At 69.3% G+C, this 20,850-nt stretch carries 18 protein-coding genes; 5 read left to right on the forward strand and 13 right to left on the reverse strand.

Annotated elements, in window-relative coordinates; translation table 11 throughout:
• Positions 1 to 6: 6 nt before the first annotated feature.
• From ACH413_RS14855 to ACH413_RS14880, 6 genes are all read right to left on the reverse strand, one after another.
• The gene (locus ACH413_RS14855; protein WP_360040968.1) at positions 7 to 1,164 is read right to left on the reverse strand and encodes a SigE family RNA polymerase sigma factor; all 1,158 of its coding nucleotides are present in this window, start codon (positions 1,162 to 1,164) and stop codon (positions 7 to 9) included.
• 53 nt (positions 1,165 to 1,217) lie between these two features.
• A complete protein-coding gene (purM, locus tag ACH413_RS14860; RefSeq protein ID WP_360040965.1) occupies positions 1,218 to 2,279 on the reverse strand; it encodes a phosphoribosylformylglycinamidine cyclo-ligase in 1,062 nt (353 codons plus the stop codon).
• A gap of 30 nt (positions 2,280 to 2,309) precedes the next feature.
• Entirely contained in the window at positions 2,310 to 3,815 is a 1,506-nt protein-coding gene (gene purF / locus ACH413_RS14865; protein WP_090066113.1) for an amidophosphoribosyltransferase, read from the reverse strand.
• Between the two features lie 97 nt (positions 3,816 to 3,912).
• Positions 3,913 to 4,275: a hypothetical protein gene (locus ACH413_RS14870; protein ID WP_360040961.1), complete on the reverse strand. Its 363-nt coding sequence runs from the start codon at positions 4,273 to 4,275 to the stop codon at positions 3,913 to 3,915.
• The gene (locus ACH413_RS14875) at positions 4,275 to 4,592 is read right to left on the reverse strand and encodes a hypothetical protein (RefSeq protein WP_360040958.1); all 318 of its coding nucleotides are present in this window, start codon (positions 4,590 to 4,592) and stop codon (positions 4,275 to 4,277) included. Before ACH413_RS14875 ends, ACH413_RS14870 begins: the two co-directional genes overlap by 1 nt.
• The gene (locus ACH413_RS14880; RefSeq protein ID WP_360040955.1) at positions 4,592 to 5,338 is read right to left on the reverse strand and encodes a maleylpyruvate isomerase N-terminal domain-containing protein; all 747 of its coding nucleotides are present in this window, start codon (positions 5,336 to 5,338) and stop codon (positions 4,592 to 4,594) included. Before ACH413_RS14880 ends, ACH413_RS14875 begins: the two co-directional genes overlap by 1 nt.
• 94 nt (positions 5,339 to 5,432) lie before the next feature.
• On the opposite strand from ACH413_RS14880, the gene ACH413_RS14885 reads away from it, so the two are divergent.
• Together ACH413_RS14885 and ACH413_RS14890 are read left to right on the forward strand one after the other, a co-directional pair.
• The gene (locus tag ACH413_RS14885) at positions 5,433 to 5,756 is read left to right on the forward strand and encodes a type VII secretion target (protein ID WP_360040952.1); all 324 of its coding nucleotides are present in this window, start codon (positions 5,433 to 5,435) and stop codon (positions 5,754 to 5,756) included.
• A complete protein-coding gene (locus tag ACH413_RS14890) occupies positions 5,753 to 7,723 on the forward strand; it encodes an alpha/beta hydrolase (RefSeq protein ID WP_360040949.1) in 1,971 nt (656 codons plus the stop codon). The genes ACH413_RS14885 and ACH413_RS14890 overlap by 4 nt, the downstream gene beginning before the upstream one ends.
• Here the strand turns inward: ACH413_RS14890 and ACH413_RS14895 are convergent.
• The gene (locus ACH413_RS14895) at positions 7,720 to 8,067 is read right to left on the reverse strand and encodes a sterol carrier family protein (protein ID WP_396425009.1); all 348 of its coding nucleotides are present in this window, start codon (positions 8,065 to 8,067) and stop codon (positions 7,720 to 7,722) included. The two genes, ACH413_RS14890 and ACH413_RS14895, sit on opposite strands and share 4 nt — an antisense overlap.
• Positions 8,068 to 8,155: 88 nt before the next feature.
• Here ACH413_RS14895 and ACH413_RS14900 point away from each other — a divergent pair, with 88 nt between their 5' ends.
• Complete coding sequence (locus ACH413_RS14900; protein ID WP_360040943.1) at positions 8,156 to 9,691, forward strand: hypothetical protein; 1,536 nt, start codon at positions 8,156 to 8,158, stop codon at positions 9,689 to 9,691.
• A complete protein-coding gene (locus ACH413_RS14905) occupies positions 9,688 to 11,376 on the forward strand; it encodes a hypothetical protein (RefSeq protein WP_360040940.1) in 1,689 nt (562 codons plus the stop codon). Before ACH413_RS14900 ends, ACH413_RS14905 begins: the two co-directional genes overlap by 4 nt.
• Here ACH413_RS14905 and ACH413_RS14910 read toward each other — a convergent pair.
• The 5 genes from ACH413_RS14910 to ACH413_RS14930 form a co-directional block, all read right to left on the reverse strand.
• Positions 11,371 to 12,951 (reverse strand): glycosyl hydrolase family 28-related protein, encoded by a 1,581-nt coding sequence (locus ACH413_RS14910; RefSeq protein WP_360040937.1) that lies wholly within the window; start codon positions 12,949 to 12,951, stop codon positions 11,371 to 11,373. The two genes, ACH413_RS14905 and ACH413_RS14910, sit on opposite strands and share 6 nt — an antisense overlap.
• 119 nt (positions 12,952 to 13,070) lie before the next feature.
• Entirely contained in the window at positions 13,071 to 13,877 is an 807-nt protein-coding gene (locus ACH413_RS14915) for an ESX secretion-associated protein EspG (RefSeq protein WP_360040934.1), read from the reverse strand.
• A complete protein-coding gene (locus tag ACH413_RS14920) occupies positions 13,874 to 15,148 on the reverse strand; it encodes a PPE domain-containing protein (protein WP_360040931.1) in 1,275 nt (424 codons plus the stop codon). The genes ACH413_RS14915 and ACH413_RS14920 overlap by 4 nt, the downstream gene beginning before the upstream one ends.
• A gap of 15 nt (positions 15,149 to 15,163) precedes the next feature.
• The gene (locus ACH413_RS14925; RefSeq protein ID WP_360040928.1) at positions 15,164 to 15,535 is read right to left on the reverse strand and encodes a transcriptional regulator; all 372 of its coding nucleotides are present in this window, start codon (positions 15,533 to 15,535) and stop codon (positions 15,164 to 15,166) included.
• 126 nt (positions 15,536 to 15,661) lie between these two features.
• A complete protein-coding gene (locus tag ACH413_RS14930; RefSeq protein ID WP_360040925.1) occupies positions 15,662 to 16,252 on the reverse strand; it encodes a DUF3558 domain-containing protein in 591 nt (196 codons plus the stop codon).
• Positions 16,253 to 16,402: 150 nt separating this feature from the next.
• Here ACH413_RS14930 and ACH413_RS14935 point away from each other — a divergent pair, with 150 nt between their 5' ends.
• A complete protein-coding gene (locus tag ACH413_RS14935) occupies positions 16,403 to 19,042 on the forward strand; it encodes a glycosyl hydrolase 2 galactose-binding domain-containing protein (RefSeq protein ID WP_360040922.1) in 2,640 nt (879 codons plus the stop codon).
• On the opposite strand, the gene ACH413_RS14940 is transcribed toward ACH413_RS14935, so the two are convergent.
• A complete protein-coding gene (locus ACH413_RS14940) occupies positions 19,039 to 20,838 on the reverse strand; it encodes a glycoside hydrolase family 15 protein (RefSeq protein WP_360040919.1) in 1,800 nt (599 codons plus the stop codon). The genes ACH413_RS14935 and ACH413_RS14940 overlap by 4 nt on opposite strands.
• Positions 20,839 to 20,850: the final 12 nt, after the last annotated feature.

Consider the following 20,850-nt stretch of genomic DNA (forward strand, 5'->3'; position numbering starts at 1 on the left):
GCAAGGTTAGAAGGTCAACCCCGGAAGTGTCGCGATCTTTATCAGTTCCTCGCGGTCGAGCACCGGTGCGGACCGCTGCGGAGCTCCGCCGATGTCCGGGTCGCCCCACACCGCGTTGCTGAAGCGGCCGATGTTGTCGCTGCTGAGCATGATGCTCGTGCCGTCGGGGCGGATGGCGTCGACGTACAACATCTGCGCCCCCGGGGTCGTGCTCGGCAGCTGGATGCTGCGGATCCTGATGCCGTCACGTTCCTCGATGCGGCACGACGGATCGTCGCAGTTGCCCGGGTCGGAGCTCGTGGCACGGCCGATCGCGATCGTGACGCCGCCGACGCCCTGTGCGTCTCGCAGCCTGGCCACGGCTCGTCGCTTGTTGTCGGGCGTGTTGGTGTCGCGGGTGAAGAACACGAACGCCTGCGCCCTGATCTCGGGGACGTCCTCGGCGGTGACACCGGCCGGGAGTGCGTACTGCCTCCGCAGCATCTTGGTCAGCTCGGCGTTGCGGTCGACCACACCACCGGAGTCCTGGGACATCGCCGGGGCCGACGCCTTGTGCGGCATCGCGGCGAAGTACCCGGTCGTGCCCGCGCCGGCCAGCAGCACGAACGACAGGGCCGTCGCGATCGCGGTCCGCCTGCGGACCAGCTTGGTCTTGCCCTTGCGGATGACCTCGGAGCGGTAGATCCGCAGCTCCGGCTCGTTCTCCAGCAGGTCGCGCAACGCGGCGAGCCCCTTGGCGGCCTGACTCTTCACCGTGCCCTCCGTCCTGCCGAGGATGCGGGCGGTCTCGGTGATGCTCAGGTCCTCCCAGTACCGCAGCACGACGACAGCGCGTTGCCCAGGAGGCAACGTGTCGAGGGCTTCGCGCAGGTCCAGGTCGGACGTCGAGTCCGGGACGGCGAGCTCGGGCACGGTGTCGACGGGGCGTTCGCGCTGGAAGAACCCGCGCCGGGTCTCGTCGATGGCGGTGCGCACGAGCACTTTGCGGGCGTAGGCGTCGACGCTGTCCTTGCGCACGCGCGCCCAGGCCACGTACATCTTGATCAAAGCGCTCTGGACGATGTCCTCGGCGCGGTGCCAGTCGCCGCACAGCAGGTATGCCGTGCGGCGCATGACGAGCGCACGTGCGTCGACGAACTCCCCGAACTCGCGGTCGCGGTCCAAGTGCCCCTCCTCGGTCGCCGCTTAGTACGCGGCGACCGCCTCAGGAGGTTGCCTCAGAATCGCGGGTGGTCGCCGACGAGCGCGGCGCCGCCCTCGGCGGCCTTGGTGATCTCGCCGAGCACCCACGCCGGGACGTGGCGGGCGGTGAGCACTGCCAGCGCGCGGTCGACGTCCTCCGGCGCGACGACGGCGACCATGCCGACGCCCATGTTGAACGCCTTCTCCATCTCCTCGCGCTCGACGCGCCCGCGCTGGGCGATGAGCTGGAAGACGGGCGCGGGCGTCCAGGTGCCGCGGTCCAGCGTCGCGTGCAGGCCCTCGGGCAGCACGCGGGCCAGGTTCGCGGCCAGGCCACCACCGGTGACGTGGGAGAACCCGCGGACCTCCGTCTCGGCGATCAGCGCGAGGCAGTCCTTGGCGTAGATCTTGGTCGGCTCCAGCATCTCCTCGCCGAGGGTGCGGCCGAACTCCTCGACGTGGCCCTCGAGCGGCATGCGCGCGATCTCCAGCAGCACGTGCCTGGCGAGCGAGTAGCCGTTGGAGTGCAGGCCGGACGAGCCCATCGCGATCACGACGTCGCCGTCGCGGACCCGGTCGGGACCGAGCAGCTTGGAGTGCTCGACCACGCCGACGCCGGTGCCGGAGATGTCGTAGTCGTCGTCGCCCATAAGGCCGGGGTGCTCAGCGGTCTCGCCGCCGAGCAGCGCGCAACCGGCCTGGACACAGCCTTCGGCGATGCCCTTCACCAGCGACGCGATCCGGTCAGGAACGACCTTGCCGACCGCGATGTAGTCCTGCACGAACAACGGCTCGGCGCCGCACACGACCAGGTCGTCCACGATCATGGCGACGAGGTCGACGCCGATGGTGTCGTGCTTGTCGAGCGCCTGCGCGATCGCGATCTTGGTGCCGACACCGTCCGTGGAGGACGCGAGGACCGGCTCCTTCCAGCGGTCGAGCTTGAGCTGGAACAGGCCGGCGAAGCCACCGATGCCACCGAGCACCTCGGGCCGATTCGCCTTGGCCGCCCACGGCTTGAGCTTCTCCACCGCCTCGTCACCTGCGGCGATACTGACTCCGGCGGCGGCGTAGGTGGCCTTGGCGCTGTCGGTCACGTCAACTTCTTCCACTTGGATCTGGGATGCCTAAGGGCGACGCAGGGCGTCTTCGGCACCATAGCCGCTCGCCAGAACGGGAGCCGCCGAGCCCGACACGCCCTTGAGGCCCTCGAGCAGGTGCTTGCCGATGAGCGCGTCCTGCGGCAGTTCGATCGGGTACTCGCCGTCGAAACAGGCCGAGCACAGCCGCGACTTGGGCTGCTCGGTCGCCGCGACGAGCTGCTCCAGCGACACGTACCCGAGCGAGTCGGCGCCGACCGAGCGACGGATGCCGTCGTCGTCCAGGCCGTTCGCGATGAGCTCAGCGCGCGAGGCGAAGTCGATGCCGTAGAAGCAAGGCCACTTGACGGGCGGCGACGCGATCCGCACGTGCACTTCGAGCGCACCGGCCTCACGCAACATGCGGACGAGCGCGCGCTGGGTGTTGCCTCGCACGATCGAGTCGTCCACGACGACGAGTCGCTTGCCGCGGATGACGTCGCGCAACGGGTTCAGCTTCAGCCGGATGCCCAGCTGGCGGATGGTCTGCGACGGCTGGATGAACGTCCGGCCGACGTAGGCGTTCTTGACCAGGCCCGATCCGTACGGGATGCCGCTGGCCTGCGCGTAGCCGATGGCGGCGGGCGTGCCGGACTCCGGCACCGGGATCACCAGGTCGGCCTCGACCGGGTGCTCCTTGGCGAGACGGCGGCCGATCTCGACGCGCGTCGCGTGGACGCCGCGGCCGGAGATCGTCGTGTCCGGGCGCGCCAGGTAGACGTACTCGAAGATGCAGCCCTTGGGCTCGGGCGTCGCGAACCGGGTCGACCGCAGGCCGTCACCGTCGATCGCGATCAGCTCACCCGGCTCGACCTCGCGCACGAAGCTCGCGCCGACGATGTCGAGTGCCGCGGTCTCGCTCGCCACGACCCAGCCGCGCTCCAACCGGCCGAGCACCAGCGGGCGGACGCCGTGCGGGTCGCGCGCCGCGTACAGCGTGGACTCGTCGGAGAACGTCAGGCAGTACGCGCCCTTGACCGTCGGCAGCAGCTCCAGCGCCGCCTGCTCGATGCCCTTGTCGGCCGCCGCGTGGGCGAGCAGGCCGCAGAGGATGTCCGAGTCGGTGGTGGCGCCGTTGCGCTCGACGATGCCGAGGGACTTGGCCTTCTCCAGCAGCTCGGCGGTGTTCACCAGGTTGCCGTTGTGGCCGAGGCTCAGACCGGAGCCGGCCGCGGTGGTGCGGAACGTGGGCTGCGCGTTCTCCCAGGTCGTGGACCCGGTGGTGGAGTAGCGGCAGTGCCCGACGGCCACGTGGCCCTTGAGGCTCTGCAGGACCTGTTCGTCGAACACCTGGCTGACGAGTCCGAGGTCCTTGAAGACGACGACCTGCGCCCCGTCTCCGACCGAGATGCCCGCCGCCTCCTGGCCGCGGTGCTGCAGGGCGTAGAGCCCGTAGTAGGTCATCTTCGAGACGTCTTCACCGGGAGCCCAGACGCCGAAGACGCCACACTCCTCACGGGGTTCCTGTTCGGACTGGGAATGGTCGTCGACCACCGAATTGGCTCCCTCACGATGGGGCTGGCTGCAACCCGAGTGTAAGTGGAGCAGGGGGCCAACTACCCCCTCCAGACCCCTGGTGAGGTGATGAAACTCATGCCATCCGGCACTTCGAGAGCTGCAGCGGGATCCCGTTGAGGTACTCGAAGCCCTCGGACTGTTCCTGGCCCACGCAGATGATCTCGTCGCCCACCGCCACCTCGTCGCGCACCTTCGACTCGTCCTCGAAGTCGTCCGGCTCCGCGAAGGCACCCTTGAACGAGCTCTTGCCGGGTGCGCCGGCGGGCAGGTCGCCGACGAGGTCGAGGTAGATCCGGGTCGCGCAGATGACGTCGCTGTAGCCGTCGTAGCAGCTGTTGATGCTGGTGACCTTGAAGCGGATCTCGCCTTCCCAGCGGCCGAGCCCGCAGCCGGCCAGCACCAGGCAGGCCGCGAGCGCCGCGATGATCTTGCGCATCAAGCCTTTTTGCAGTTCTTCAGGTGCGTCACGACGTTCGAGTTCCCGAACGCGTTGCCCTTCTCCTGGTCGACGGCGCAGAGCACCTCGTCGCCGATCTGGGCGTCTTTGATCGCCGCGGTCGACTCGAAGTGCCACTTCAACTGTTCGGGTTCCAGCGCGCCCTTGGGCGCGTCACCCACCAGTTCGAGCCTGAAGTACTCGGTCGGGGTGTCGTTGTCCACCGAAACGATCTTGTACCGAACCTCCTGCTGCCAGTTCGCCGCACATCCGGTGAGCAACAGGCATCCCAGCACTGCCACCGCGAGCTTGCGCATCAGTGCCCCCGTCCGACCTGGAGGACGTCCAGCACGCGTCGGTCGCCGGTCATCTCCTTGAAGTTCATCCTGTTCCAGAGCCAGAAGTAGACGACCTCAGCCTCGCCGGTCACCTGCGCGTCGCCCTCTTCACCGGGGGCCGCGGCACGGACCTCCGGCACTTCGCCCGCCACCAAGGAGATCAGCCACGACTCCGGAACATCGGTAGGGCGAACCACCGCGGTGCCGGTCACGGTGCTCGGCACGTCGCCGTCGAGATTGGCCGCGACGATCGTGCTCAGCACCTCGTCGATGCCGTCGGCGCAGAGGTCGGCGTCCGTGGCCACGACCTGGCGGACGACCGTCTGCGCGTCGAACCGGCGCAGCACCGTCTCGTGCGCGATCCGGCGGTGCCACACCCAGGCCAGATCGGGCGCTGCGGGCGAGAACGTCCAGACGGGGCGGTTTCCCGGCACGGCCGTCAGGATCTCGGCGGCCGCGGAGATCTGCAGGTCGAGGTACTGCAGCGGCGTCAGTCCCGCCTGCGGGGGCGGCGGCCGCAACGCGGTGCGGCTGCCGGTGCGCAGGTACTCGGTGGAGGTCTCCAGGAAGCGTCCGAGGTGGATGACCAGGTCCTGGACGGTCCAGCCGGGACGCGTCGGCACCTGGGCGGCCGGGTCCGCGTCTGCCACTGCCTTGCGGAACAACTCGGCCTGCTCGATGAACACAGCGGTCCACCGCTGGGCCGTCCACCCTGTCTGCACCATGAACGACATCGTGCCCGAAACCGCCCATCGATGAGTGGGGAACCGGCCATCATGTATCTGCGTCGCATTGATCGGTGACCAACAGGGGGTGGCGATGTTCGGCGTTGAGCCAGAGCTGCTGCGCAACGCGTCCAAGGAGTTCGGCAACGGCTCCGACGCGGTGCGCGAGGCAGCGGAGATGATCTCGATGCTCCAGCTCGACGCGGGCGCGTTCGGGGAGGTCGACGCCGCCGCGGAGTTCGCGGACGCGCTGTCGAAGTTCGTCGGCACGCACTCCCAGGACCTGCAGCGCGGTTCCTCCTGGTTCACCGACGCGGCGGAGGGTCTCGTGTCGAACGCCGAGGCCTACCGGCGCACTGACGAGGACCACACGTCCGCGCTGAAGAAGCTCATGGCGGGACTTGGGGGCGGTCAGTGAGCTACACGGATCCCGAGAGCCTGTACGGCAGGCTCGCGTCCGGTGATGTCGGCCGGATCGCCGCCGCCGCTGACCCGATCACGGGTGCGATCAGCGCGGTTGGTCGCGCTGGAGAATCCGTCGCCAACGGTGGCAAGACCGCCGTCAGCAACTGGACCGGCGAGGCCGCCACGAAGTTCACCGCGCGTGCCCAGCTCTCCGCGACCGCCGCCAAGGCCGCTGCCGAACGACTCGGCGCGGGTGTCGACATCGTGCAGGCCGCCTCGCGTGCCTACGGCCAGATGCGTGGCGCGGCCGACCAGGCGATCGGCGTGTGGCGCGGCCGTCCGCCCGGCATGGACGAACAGCAGACCCGCCAGCTCGCCAACCAGGTCAACGAGCACCTGGACAAGGTGAAGTCGGGCTACAACAACGTTCTGCGCTCCTACGCGAGTGCGCTGACCAAGATCCCGCCGGGCTTCGAGGAGTCCGCGCGCACCGACTGCGGCTGGGACCGCGCCGCCCAGCGCGGTGGTGCGGGCGGCGCGCTGCCGCCGGTGCCGCCGCCGGGTTCCGACCCGAAGGCCGTCGCGGACTGGTGGAAGTCGCTCAGCAAGGAACAGCAGGAAGCGCTCAAGAACACCAAGTACCAGGAACTCGGCCAGCTCCGCGGCCTGCCCGCCGACGTGCTGGACTACGCGAACCGCAAGCGGATCCCGGAGGACGCGGCCCGGTTCAACGCGGAGAAGGACCAGCTCAAGCAGCAGCTCGCCGACCGTGCACGCGAGCTCGGCGTCGATCCGAACTCGTCAGAGGGCCAGCGCGCTCTGCGCAACGACGCCCAGGGTTCGCAGCTCATGTCGCAGTACGACGAGGCAGCTCGTCGTGCGAAGAACGCGGACGATGCAGTCGGCGCTGTGAAGCAGGCCGACGAACTGGGCGACGAGACCGGCAAGCCGGCGTTCGTCCTCGCATGGAGCCCCGACGGCGCCGGTGCCAAGGAGGGCGCCATCGCCGTCGCGTTCGGCAACCCGGACACCGCCAAGAACGTCGCGGTGTGCGTGCCCGGCACCACGTCCACGCTCAGCAGCTTCGGCCTGGACCAGGCCTCGAACCTCAGCGCGAAGATGGGCCCGGACGGCGCCGCGATCCAGTGGCTCGGCTACGACGCACCGGAGTTCCTGCCCGGTCAGGTGAACGACCCCCAGCAGGCGATCGAGGGTGGGCAGATCCTGGCGAAGGACGTCGAGGGCTACCGCACCGCCAACCCCAACGCGCACGTCACGGTGATCGGCCACAGCTACGGCAGCACGGTCGTCGGCTACTCCGCGATGGACAACGGTCTGAAGGCGGACGACATCGTGTTCGTCGGCTCGCCGGGTGTCGGCGCGTCCAACGTCGACCAGCTGTCGGCCGGCGGCGGGCACGTCTACGTCGGTGGCACGGAGCACGACCCGGTCATCCAGGCGACGAGTGGGGACTGGTTCACCAAGGACGGGTCGTCGACCGGGCCGTACGACTCCTCGTTCGGCGCGAAGACGTTCGGCACGTCCGGCGAGTCCTGGATCGGGCACGCCCACTCGTCGTACTACGACAAGGACTCCGAGTCGCTCGGCAACCTCGCCAAGATCGCCAACGGCGACGGCGACGGCGTCACCGAGCAGCGCTGGCAGGACGCGCCCACGCCGCGTGAGGTGCCCGGTTCGGACCTGCCCGGTGTCGGGCCGGTCATCGACTGGGGCGTCAACACCGGCAAGGAGGTCGTCGACATGGGCGAGGACGTCTGGCGCGGTGGCAGTCAGGTCGTGGACGACGTCTCGAACGGCCGCTGGGGCGACGCGGCCGGGCACGCGGTGGACACGGTCGGCGAGCTCGCGAGCGATGCCGGTGACGTCGTGGTCGACACCGTGGGCAACGCGGTGGAGCTCGGCAAGGACGTCGTCGACGGTGTCGGCGGCGCGATCAAGACGATCGGGTCGTGGTTCTAGAACCTCACGACCGGCAGCAGGTGTGAGAGGTCGGCTCGGGTCCCCGACGCGGTGACCCGGGCGCCGTCCAGCGCGTCGGCCCACTCCAGGCCGCCGGTGGCCAGTTCGAGCCACGTCCGCGGGTCGGTCTCCACGACGTTCGGGGGCGTGCCGCGGGTGTGGCGCGGCCCCTCGACGCACTGCACGGCGGCGAACGGCGGAACGCGCACCTCGACGCTGCGGCCGGGCGCGATCCGTTCGAGGGTCCGCAGGCTCAGCCGGACGGCGGCGGCGAGCACGGGACGTTCTGGCTGGTCAGCCTCACCGCGCAGCCAGGGGAGCACCGCCTCGACCGCGGCTCGCATCTCGGCGGGGTCGACGGCTTTGGCTGGCACGTCGCCCACATTAGCGAAGGGGCAGCGGCCCTCCCGGGACTGTTGGTATATCTGGGGCGTGATCAGGAACTTCGCCGTCGTCGGTCCTGGGCAGGCGACCAGGGAACGGCTGACGGCGGCTCTAGGCGCGGCGCCGGACATCTCGGTGTACCGGATCGGGCGGGGCGCGGACCCGTTGCCGGTCTCGGCCACCTTCGACCCGGCGGACCAGCCGGGTTGCCGCAGCCTGCTGGACTGGTTCGAACGCGGCGCGCCGGCGGGTGCGGTGCTGCTGGTGGACGACTGGGAGCTGTGCGCCGACCTCGACCCCGGGCTGGACAGGACCGTCGAGTGGATCGCCGCGTTCGGTCCGGCACGCGGTGTCCAGACGGTCGTCACGGCACGGAAGTGGGCGGCCGTACCGGACCGGCTGCGGCGACACCTGCACGGTGAAGCCGCGGACTTCCTCGCGCTGCACGGCATCGAACCCGACCTGAGCAACAAGTACGGGCGCCGCGACCTGAAGGCCGCCATCGGGTCGGACGCCCGCGGCTGGCCGGTGCACCTGGACCTCAGCGGCCCCGTCGGCACCTGCGTCGGCCCGGCCGCGCAACGCGAGCAGCAGCTCCTGAGCGCGTTGCTGGGCCTCATGGTCACGCACTCGTCGAAGGACCTGAACTTCGGCTTCTTCGACATGAAGAACGTCGGCGTGTTCGACGGCCTGGACGCGGCGCCGCACGTGGCGTTCACGCTCACCGGAGAGACCGGGGACGGGACGCTGGAGCGGTTCCACGACGGCCTGGCCGGCGAACTCGACCGCAGGGAGCGGCTCGCCAGGTCAGGCGAACCGTTCCCGGCCCTGCTGCTCTGCGTGGACGGCGCCGAGGTGCTCGTCGAACGGATCCCCGGCTACAAGCGCGTCCTGGAGTCCTTCACCCGTGCCGGCCGCGAGCTCGGCGTCCACCTGCTCTGCTCCGGTGACGTGCCGCTCACCATGCCGTTCCCGGTCCCCGCCTGGCCGTCCGCGGTGACGCCGTACGACCTCGAGGAGTGGGCCGAGGTCCTGCCGCCGGCGCTGGCCGGATCCGGCCCGCCCGCTCACGAACTCGCGCTGCCGCCACCGCGCAGGTCCACTGCGGAAGCCACGGTGGCCATGCCGAAGCCACCGCTCAGATCCACTGTGGACTTGACGCTGGACGTGCTGCCGCCCGGCGCGATCGGCCTGGTGGACACACCGTCCGAGCAGGGCCGGGACGTCCTGGTCCCGGTGTTCACCGAGGAGCTCCGCCACGGCGCCATCGTCGGCAAGCCGGGCACCGGCAAGAGCACCACGCTGCGCACCCTCGGCTCCCTCCTCGGCGATCCGAGCCGCTACCAGCTCCTCGACGGTCCCGGCGAACCGCTCGACCCGCGACGCCACATCGTCGTGACGGCCCGCAGCTGGGACCAGGTGCCGCCGTTCATCAGGAACAGCCTGGCCTTCGCCGTCGAGTTCCGCCTGGACGACCCCGGCACGTCCCTCGTCGACGCCCGGCAGGCGGCCCAGGTACCGGATCGGCCCGGGTTCGGTCTCTGCCTGCCCCACCGCCTGCACGCGCAGATCGCGCTGCCGTGAACCACCTCGCGCTCATCGGCCCGCCCGACGCCGTCACGTCCCGAATCGGGGCGATACAAGGGGTCTACCGCATCGGCAAGGGTGACGTGGCGGGCGTCGCGGTGAGCTTCGACCCCGGCGACGAACGGCGGCGGCAGAACCTGCTGGCGTGGTTCGAGCGCGGGGCCGAACCCGGCGCCACCCTGTTGGTCGACGACTGGAAGTACTGCAGCGAAAGCGATCCCGGGCTCGCCGACACCGTCCGGTGGATCGCGGCGAGGGTGTGGAACGTCCGGGTGATCGTCACCGCGCGGTCCGTGGACGAGCTGCCGGAGCGGATGCCGTTGCGGATCGAGGTGCTGGACTTCCTCTCGCTGCACGGGTTGAGGCGCTTCACCAAGGCGCTCGCGTGGAAGGGCCGGTGGTGGAAGGTTCCGGTCGGCGTCGGCTCGGACGGCAGGCCGGTGGTCGCGGAGCTGACGCACTTCGCCGACGGGAAGTGGCGCACGGGATCGCATCTGAGCGTCACGGCACCGGAGGCGTTCCGGAGTCTGGTGCTCGGGCTGATGACCACGCACTCGCCCAAGTTGTTCCGGGCGGTCTTCGTCGACGCGCACGACTCGGGTGTGTTCGAGGGGCTCGACCAGGCTCCGCACGTCGCGGCTCATCATCGGCACGCGGCAAGGGATCCGCAGGGGATCGCGGACCTGCTCGTCGCCGAGTCGGAACGCCGGCTGGAAGTCGTCGGCAACGCCTGGACGATCTTCGACCACCGCGGCTTCGACCAGGTGCTGCCGCAGCTCCTGGTGTGCGTCAGCGGGTTCGCGGACATCGGAGAGCCCGCGTTCGCCGCCATCTCGGCGGACGTCGGCAAGTCCGGGATGCAGCTCCTGTTCGACGGTCCGAGCGAGCTGACGGACCTGCTGGTCGACGACTGCGCGGCGCCCGCGAACCTCGGCGAGATGGCGAGGTCGTTGCCACTGCTGATGCGCGCGGAGGAACCGGCACCGGACTTCTTCGCTCTGCACGAGATGCCGAACAGGCACGCATGGAGGCCACGCCCGGTCAGGTTGCAGTACCGGGCTCCGGTGGGGGTGGACGAGTTCGGGCAACCGGTCGAGATAGACCTGAAGTCCAAGCACCTGCAAGACGGCATGGGCCCGCACGGCGAGGTCGTGGCGCCGGACGAGCGACGGGCGGAAGGCGTTCGCGCGGTGGTTCTCGGCCAGATGGCACGGCATTCACCGGACGAGCTGGAGGTCGTCCTCATCGACTTCCACGGCAACGGGGTGTTCGCGGGAATCGACGGCGCACCGCACGTCCGGCACGGCATCGTGGATCTGCTGGAGGACCACGAGCAACGAGCCCGGACGTTGGCGCACAACAACTTTCGCACCATCTGGGACTACCGCGCCGCCGGGCTCGTCCTGCCGGAGCTGCTGATCTGCGTCGACGGCGTGCACGCTCTGCTGGAGGAACGCCCGGAGTTCCGGGAGGTCCTGCAGACCCTGGCCACGGCGGGACGCACCTACGGTCAGCACCTGCTGCTGTCCGACACGACCCCTGGCGAGCACGCGTCGTACCGGCTGGAGCTCACCGATGAGGGCTGGACGCGACGGATCGGCAGGTCGGTGGAGAAGCTGGTGCTCCCCACCGACCTGCACGACGTGGCGTGGTCGCTGCCCGTGGCGATGGCTAGCTCATGAACGGCGCAACTTCCGTTGTGCGTCATAGAGGTTGCGCGGTGTCACGGAGGTCGTGCCGTAGAGCTCCAGGCGGGAGTTCAGCTCGCCGGTGAAGTCCGGCTTGTCGATCTGGCCGAAGTCGCGGACCTCGGAGATCGCGACGGTGGCGCTGCACGGCGCCACCTGGTCGATGCGGACGTTGCCGGCGCGCTGGTTGGTGACGGTGACGTTCCAGTGCGCGAAACGGGCGCCGTACAACGGACCCGCGTTGGCGCTGCCGCCGTGCGCGCCGACGTTGTTGATGGTGATCTCGGTGCGGACGTTGGCGAACGGCAGGCCGCGGTGGGTGTCGAAGACGTCGTGGTCCATGCGGCCGCGGGTCCAGACGTTGCCGCAGGACAGGCCTTCGACGTTCAGGCCGTGGTTGCCGGCGCCCGCCTGCGAGGGTTCGGACGGCGCCTCGATCACGAACCCATCGGTCAAGTTGTCGTGGGACTGCTCGCGCACCGCGTAGGCGTGGTGGTGGCCGCGGCCGGACACGTGCGTGTTCAGCAGCGAGATTCCCTTGGAGGACACCAGGAGGAAGCCGTTGTCGACGTCCTGGACGTGCACGTCGTCGGCCCAGCAGTCCCACGCGCACTGGAACGCGAGACCGTTGTACCCCTTGTCCAGCAAGTGCTTCGGCGTCGGCACCTTGAACATCTCGATCTTGATGCCCTCGACGCCCGCACCCGTGACGACCGGCGCCATCGTGGTCAGGCGCGCCTTCCACTCGGGGCGGATCTCCAGCGGCAACGGCTGCGCGAGCTTCACCCTGTTGCCGCGCACCCACTCCACGCGCACCGGCCACAGGAACGGGAAGTACGACAGGAGCTTGTCCTTGTCGTCCCACTTGTAGGACTGGGTGCCGGGGATGTCGCCGCACATGTGCTTGGGCAGCGAGTACTCGGAGTCGTCCAGCCGCAGCAGAACCCGTTGGCCCGCACGCAGCTTCCGTCCGTTCTCGACGGTCACGACGAACGAACCCCGTGCCGCCGAACCGGTCACGGCCGTCAACGTCGAGCCCTGCTCCAGCTCGTTGCCCGTCCAGCCCTCGAAGGGCCACTTCTTCGCCTTGATCGCGTCGACCAGCGGCTGGTAGCGGTCGCGGTGGCAGACCCACACCAGGCCACCCGACCAGCTCCACGCCGAATTCTCCGAGCCGTAGCGGCTGCGGTTGATGCCGACGATCTCCTCCAGCGACCGGGTCGCGTAGAACGTCGTCTTCGCACTGCCCGCGCCGCGCAACACCACGTTGTCGTAGCCGATGCGGATGATGTCGTCGATCCGGTAGCGGCCCGGTGGCACGTGGACGGTGCCGCCGCCCAGCCTGCCGACGAACTCGATCGCCTTGTTGATCGCCGCGGACGCGTCGGCCGAACCGTCGCGGCGCGCGCCGAAGAAGAGGACGTTCGCGAGGACGGGGCGACGGGCGGGCTTCTCACCGGCGCGGTAGCCGGCGAACGAGATGTTCGGGATCTGCGGGTGGTTGTACGGGTTGGCAACGAACTCCTGCCACAGCGAAGCGGAGGACTGCGCGGAGGCAGTCCCCGTCATCGCTGACGACCCGACCACCGCAACCCCTGTAGCCAGCAGGAATTGCCGTCTGTCGATGCTCATTTCGCCGTCTCCAAGGGGTCTTGGCCACGGCGGCGGTGGTCAGATCAAACCAGACATCAGGCCCCCGCGGAACGAACCGCCTCGGAGATCAGCTCGTCCACCTGGTGCAGCATCCGGCGGCCGTCGGTCGGCGTGAACGTGCTCCACGGCGGCTGACCGTTCGAGGAACGGCGTTGCTGCAGGTAGCGGCCCTCTTCGGTGTCGAAGAAAGCGACCACTCGCTCGGGCCGCCAGCGCTTGCCGTACTTGTCGCGGGCCGCCGCGCCGAAGTTCCCGGTGTGCACGATGCCGGTGAACATCTTCACCAGCGCCTTCGCGTCGTCCTCGCGCAGCCCGATGTTCCGGAACGCGACCTCCGTCGACTTCGGCGAGCCGTCGGTCTGCGCGATCGCTTTCTCGATGTCCGCGCTCGGCAGCGTCACCGAGAGCCCAGTTCCAGCGGGGTGCGCGGGCAGCAGGGACAGCACCGCGGAGGCGAGCCCGGAGCCCTCCCACGGCTGGAACGTCAGCTGGTCGTCCCGCAGCGTCGCGAGCGCGCCCCAGTCGCCGTTCGCCACGGCGAGGACGCGCAGGCTGTGGCCGAGCCAGAGGCGGCCGTCCGCCTCCCGCTCGGGCTTCACGAACATCCGCAGCAACCCGTCCAACTGGGACGAGAGGCCACGCGAGTTGCCCAGGCGCCGGTGGTCCAACTGCTGGTAGACGCGGTTCTCGAGCTGAATGCGCTCGTCCCGAGTCTTACCCGGGGTGGGAACTTTGAGCACGAGCGGCATGGGGCCGACGTTCATGCGTTCCCACAGCACGTCGAACTCCTCGGCGGAGAGAGTGATCGGCTCTCTCTCCGCCGGAGCGCCGAACAGGCTCACTCTGACAGGCCGCCGATGACCGGCGGCGCGACCATGCGCTCGTCGCCGAACACGTCGTCGGTCTCGACCAGGTAGTCGGCCGCCTTGTGCTCGATGTCGTCCTCGCCCTCGCCCTTCTGGCCGTGAGCGCCACCGCCGCCGGCACCGGCAGCACCGGCCTTGCCGGCACCAGCGCCCGCACCGGAGCCCATGGCTCCGCCGCGCATGCCCTCAGGGCCGGAGCCCATGCCGGACATGCCACCCGGCATGCCGCCGGGCTTCATGGCGCCCTGCTGGCCGGACGCGCCGAGCGAGCCGGACATCGGCCCGAACGCCTTGCCGCCACCGAGCTGACCACCGCGAACGCCGCCGGAGCCGCCAGGGCCACCGCCACGGACACCGGGGCCACCGGGGCCGCCCGTGCCGGGCCTGGTGAACACCGGACCGCCAGGGGTCGGCGTCGGGGTCGGAGTGGGCGTCGGGTGCGGCAGGTTCGTGGGCGGCGGGGTGGTCGTGGGAGGCGGCGTCGTCGGAGGCTGCGTCCACGACGTGTGCGTGGTGTCGGTGGGCGGCGGCGTCCAGCCGGTCGAGACCTGCTGCTGCGTCGTCGTCGGGGGCTGCGTCCACGACGGGTTGGTCGTGCCGGTGTTCGTGCCGGAAGGCCCGCTGGGGCCCGTCGACGAGTAACCGACGCGCGTGCTGCCGGTACCCGTGTCTGCCGGAGGCGGCGTGTCGATCACGACCTGCGGCGGCGTCGGGAAGTCACCGAGCGTCGAGGAGTTCCAGCGGCTGTCCGACTGGTAGTCCTCCATGACCTGGACGGCCTTGGCGGCGGCGTTGTCCGCCGCGGCTTCCTGCCGCTCGTGGTCCACCTGCTGGCCGACGACGTGGGCCATGCCGACGGGACCGGTCAGCGCGCCGGCCGCGATGTCGAGCAGGCCGGGCTTCTCGGTCGTGATCGGGACGACCTCGGGCATCTTCTTGCGCGCGTCGGCGATGTACTCGCCCTGCAGGCGCGCGGAGCTCTCCATGGTCGTGGCGCCGGACTCGGCGAAACCGGCCCACTCGGCCAGCGGCGACAGCGCGCCCTGGGCGGCGTCGGAGGCGTCGGACTCCCAGTCCGCACCCATCTTCGCCAGGCCGGTGTGCAGGTCGGCGTCGATCTGCGCGAGCGTCGCGGCGATGGTCTTCCAGCCCTGCTCCACCGGGATGGAGGCGGAGACGCCGGGACCGGAGTTGATCATCTTGTACAGCTCGGGGTGTCCATACCCCTGGAAGCGGTGGTCAGTCATCGGTCAGTCCCCCTCTCAGTCCTGGTCCCGCAGGTGCTTGCCCCACATGGCCGCGTTGTCGCCCTCGGTCATGCGGTACTGCTCTTCGATCTTCTTGAGCTGGTCGATCACGCCGATGAGCTGCTTCTTGTAGAAGTCGAGCGCGGCGAGCGCCTTGTCGGACGTCTGGTCGTTGAACGCCTTCGAGGTCTCGCTGCTGATCGGGTCGCCCGCCCACGGCCTGGTGGGCAGGTCGTTCACCGCGTGCGTGATCTTGCTTTCGAACTCCGCCAGCGCCTGCTCGAAGGCCTTCCTCGCCTGGGGAATGGCGGACGGGTCCACCTTGAGCTTGCGCTGCCCGAACTCAGGCGGCGACGAGGCGCCTCCACCACCATCCGCGAGAAACACGGCACACCCTCCTCAGATACGGCCCCCCAGAAAATCGGGCCGTGTGTGCTTTTGGGACGACTTTAGCTCTGATGCATTACGCGAGTGACCGGTTCCCGGTACAAGGTGCGTACTTCTACTCAACTGTCATTTGGTCGCCAACGCGGTGCCGACGGCCTCCGCGAGCGCCTTGGCGTGCGTGCAGGCGGCCTCCGGCGTGTTGCCCTTCTCGCCGAACACCCCACCCGCGTCCACCAGCAACAACTGGCCGTCGTGGGCGTCGAGGTAGATCTCGCAGACCGGGGCACCGCCCGGTGCCTCCCGCTGCGTCAGGTACGCGGGATACCCCGCGACCTGGAGGGCGGTGAGCTTCGCCTCACCCGTCGTCTGCTTCAGCCTGTCCACTCCGCCGTTCAGAAGCGTGTGGATGCTCGACACGAACTTGACGGAGGCGTACGTCTGGTTGCACCGCTTGCTCCCCTCCCCGTAATCGGGGAGCGGATTACCCGGTTCGACCTTGCTCAAACCCAGAGCGGCCCGCTGGTCCTGCGCGATCAGCGAGCACGGGTCGACGGTCTTGAGGTCGACGGCCTTGGGCCTGTTCACCGGAGTACCGGCAGAAGTTCCGGTCGTCGGAGCGGAGCTGCTCTGATCCCCCGCGGACGGCGTGCCCGGCTCGGTCGATGAACACCCGGTCAGGACCGCTGCCAGCAGGAACGGGACGGCAAGTCGACGCATGACGGCCAAAATATCGGATCACCGGGCACGGAGGGTGCGCAACGACGTGTCCCGCGTCACCCGTTCGACGCATTGCCGGTAACCTCACAAAAAGGAAACCTTCTTTACGATACCCCGAAGCGCCGCCGCCCCGATGCGTCGAGGAGCGACATGCTGCGCAACCGACCACTACCGACTCTGGTCGTGGCGGCGGTGGGTCTGGCCCTGCTGGTGCCAGGTACCTCAGCCAACGCGGGCCCCGTGCCCGGCACCGGAGCGGCGCTCAAGGTGGCCGCCGCCCCAGGACAGACCTCCACCATCCCCGACTGGCGCATGCAGTCCAGCGCCACCGCCACGCAGTCCGGCAGCGTGATCTCCGGCCCGGCCTACACCGACACCGGCTGGCTGACCGTGCCCGCGCGGTCGACCGTCATGGCCGGGCTCATCGCGAACAACAAGTACGGGGACGTCAACTACTCGGAGAACCTGAAGAAGGCCAACGCCAACGACTTCAAGGTCCCGTGGTGGTACCGCAAGGTCTTCCAGGCCGACCCGCAGCCGGGCGTGAACACGTTCCTCAAGCTCAACGGCGGCGTGATCTCCCGCGGTGAGGTGTGGCTGAACGGCACGAAGGTCGCCGGCACCGACACCGTCATCGGCGCGTACCCGACGTTCGAGTTCAACGTCACCAGCCTGCTGCGCAAGGGCGACAACGCGCTCGCCATCAAGGCGTCGCCGTCCGACCCCGCCAAGGACCTGGTGATCCACTTCATCGACTGGTCCCAGCTCCCGCCCGACCGCAACCAGGGCCTCTTCCGCGACGTCGACATCGCGCAGAGCGGCGCGGTCTCGTTGCGCGGCCTGCACGTGCTGAGCGACCTGCCGCTGCCGAACCTGAACAGCGCCACGGTCACCGTGAAGGTCGACGCGCGCAACAACACCGGCAGCGCGGTCACCACGACCGTCGCCGGCAGCGCGGCGGGCCAGAACTACAGCCAGAACGTGAGCCTGGCCGCGAACGAGACGAAGACCGTCACGTTCCCGCTCACCGTGACCAACCCGCAGATCTGGTGGCCGTACCAGATGGGCGCGCAGCCGCTGTACGAGGCGACGGCGAACGCGACGGTGGCCGGTGCGGCGTCGGACCAGCAGAAGACGACGTTCGGCATCCGCGAGGTCACCTCGAAGATGATCAGCGGCAACCTCCAGTACCAGATCAACGGCAAGCCGATCCTGATCCGCGGCGGCGGCTGGGCGTCGGACCTGTTCCTGCGCACCAACGTGCAGAAGATCGCCGACGAGATCCAGCTGACGAAGTCCATGGGCCTCAACACGATCCGGCTCGAGGGCAAGCCGGAGAACGACGAGATCTACGACCTGGCCGACCGCGCGGGCATCCTGCTGATGACCGGCTGGGAGTGCTGCTCGAAGTGGCAGACCACCGGCAGCTACACGGCGGAGGACAAGCGGGTCGCCGGCGCGTCCGCCGAGGGCGAGGCCAAGCGGATCCGCAACCACCCCAGCGTGTTCACGTTCCTGATCGGCTCGGACGAGGCCCCGGTGGCCGCCGTCGAGACGATCTACCTGGACGCGTTGAAGCGCGCCGACTGGCAGACGCCGATCGTCACGGCCGCCGCCCGCCGCAGCTCACCGCAGCTCGGTGACTCGGGCATGAAGATGGACGGGCCGTACTGGTGGGAGCCGCCGGTCTACTGGTACAACAACCAGAAGGGTGGCAGCGCGGGCTTCGCGTCCGAGATCGGCCCGGGCCTCGCGATCCCGGAGATGGACGAGCTCAAGAAGTTCCTGTCGCAGGCCGAGATCAACAAGTTGACCGACTACAACGCCTCGCAGTACCACCTGTCGCCGTCCGGCAACTTCAGCAAGATCGGCTTCTGGGGCACGGCGCTCGACAACCGCTACGGCAAGCCGTCCAACGTGGACGACTTCGTCAAGAAGTCCCAGCTGCAGCAGTACGAGACGAACCGCGCGCAGTTCGAGGCGTTCGGCCGCGACTTCTCCGACACCGGCGCGAACCAGGCGCAGGGCGTCATCTACTGGATGCAGAACGACCCGTGGCCCAAGCTGTTCTGGCACCTCTACAACTACAACCTCGCGACCGCGGGGTCGTACTTCGGTGCCAAGACGGCGAACAAGGCGTTGCACGCCCAGTACTCCTACGACGACAAGTCGCTCGCCGTGGTGAACATGGGCCTGGAAGCCAAGCAGGGCCTGCAGTTGCAGGTGACGGTCTTCAACTCCGACGGCACGCAGAAGGCGAACGAGACGCGTTCGGTTCCGGCCAAGGCCAACGGGTCCGTGCGGGTCGGCAACCTGCCGCAGCCGTCCGGGCTCTCGTCGGCGTACTTCGTGCGCTTGCTGCTGAAGGACGCGAACGGCAACGAGGTCGACCGGAACGTCTACTGGCTGTCCACCAAGGCGGACACGCTGAACTACAACGGCGGCGACTGGTACTACACGCCGCAGGCCCAGTACACGGACCTGAAGTCGTTGAGCAGCCTGAAGGCCGGCCAGGTGTCGGTGTCCACCACCACGACGCCGGGCACGAACGGCAAGCAGGCCACCAGCGTGACCATCAAGAACACCGGCACGTCCGTGGCGTTCTTCCTGCGCGCGTCGCTGCGCAAGGGCCAGGGTGGTCCCGAGGTGCTGCCGGCCGACTGGTCCGACAACTACATCACGCTGTTCCCCGGTGAGACGCAGACGATCCGGGCCGAGTACCGGACGTCCGACCTCGGCGGCGCACAGCCGGTGGTCGAGGTCTCCGGCCACAACGTGAGCAAGCGCTAGCGCGAGTAGCGGTTCGCGACGACGGCGGGTCGTTCCACGGGACGGCCCGCGTCGAGCGACCACGCCAGCCGCACGTACTGCGCGTGCGTCCAGGCGAGTGGGGTGGCCGATTCGGTTCCGCGGCCACCCCACACCTGTTCGGGCAGCATGAGGCCGCTGTTCGCGGTCGCGGCGATCTGCCTGAGGCGCTGGGCCGCACCGGCCTTGTCACCGGCCAGCAGTTCGTACTCGCCGCGTTCGCCGCTCAGCAACGGCCACAACCGGCCGTAGGTCCGGGTCGGTGTCGGCCAGTTGATGCCCCACGGCCTGCCGTCCGCGGTCTCGCCGTAGCCGTCCTGCGTGAACCGGTGCCAGTAGCCCTGTTCCTTCAACTGCTGGTCGACGACGGCGACGGTGTTGCGGATGACCGGGTCGTCGGCGCGCTTGACGCCGAGTCGCACCAGTTCCAGGAAGCTCGGGTCCACGACCGCGCGCTGGTCGATGTCGGTCGGGTTGTTGTCACCCAGGTTGTACCTGGTGCCCTGATCGGGCTTTCCGTCCTTGGTGAGCCGCAGGTAGTACGGCTTCGGCGAGTACGGCCCGGTGGTCGTCGCGGTCCAGCCCTCGACCTTGCTCTGCCACTCGTCGGCGGCCTTGAGGTACCTGTCGGCGTTCTCCCCGTTGCGCTGCAACAGATCCGCGAAGCACACCAGCCCGGCGACCACCGAGGCGATGGTGGCGGGCGAGTAGCCGTCCTGGTTCTCCCACCGCTCCTGCTCGCTGAACGGCGAGTTCGGGTAGCTCAGCAGGTAGTCGGCCGAGCGGCGCAGCGAGTCCACTGTGGACCTGTCCTTCCGGTCCAGGTGCCAGGCGAGCAGGAGCGGTGCCGCGGTCTGGTCGAGCTGGACCTTGGTCCACACCGGCGTGCCGTCGACCCGCGTGTTCTGCGGCAGGTGCCCGTCCGGTTCCTGCTGCTCGCGCAGCATGAAGTCCAGTGCGCGCCCGGCGAAGCCGCGATCTCCGGCCGCGATCATGGCCGTGGACACGTGGTACAGGTCGCGCGGCCAGACCAGCGCGTACGGACCGAGTTCCGGTGCCAGTTCCCGGTCGAACCCGAAGGCCCACGGGAAGCTCGGCGACGCGATCGACGCACCGGGGTGGGTCTTGTCCTCCGTCGCCGCCAGCACCATGACGGACATGTCGTAGAGCCGCCGGTCCGCGGACTTCGGCCGTTTCAGCCCGTCGAGGTAGGAGTGCCAGCCCTGCGCGTACTCCCTGGCGGCGGCGCGGAATCCGCGATCCAGCGCGCCCTGGGCAACGCCCTCGCCGAACCCGACCGCGAACGTGCCGTGCGCGCGTCGCACCGGTTCGGTCGGCAAGGTGCTCGCGACCTGGCTGGAGCCCTTCATCGGCACGTGCTCGATCGACAGCCGGACGGGGCGCTGCGCCGTGAGCTCCACGTCCGCGAGCACGGCGGCGCGCCACGGGTCGGTGACGTACGTGACCTCAGCCCGCCACCCGTCCCCGCGCAGCCGCTGCCGGAACGTCAGCGACCTGTCGTCAGCGGGCTCGGTGTAGGCCTGACCAGGCTTTCCGTCGACCAGCAACCGCGTCTCACGGGTGGCGGGCGTGCTCAGGTCGGGGAAGAAGATCTCGGAGAGGCCCTGGTGTCCGAGCGTGAACCACACGGGGCTCGCCGCGGACCTGGCCGTGCCGAAGCCCTGCTTGTCGGCGGGCAGCGGGACCACCTCGGCGGAGGCACGGGCGATCGGGGCCGACATGACGAGCAGGAGCACGACCAGGGCCAATGACTTCATGCCCTGAGGTGT

The organism is Lentzea sp. NPDC020367, from assembly GCF_044387305.1.
Taxonomy (GTDB): Bacteria; Actinomycetota; Actinomycetes; order Mycobacteriales; family Pseudonocardiaceae; genus Lentzea.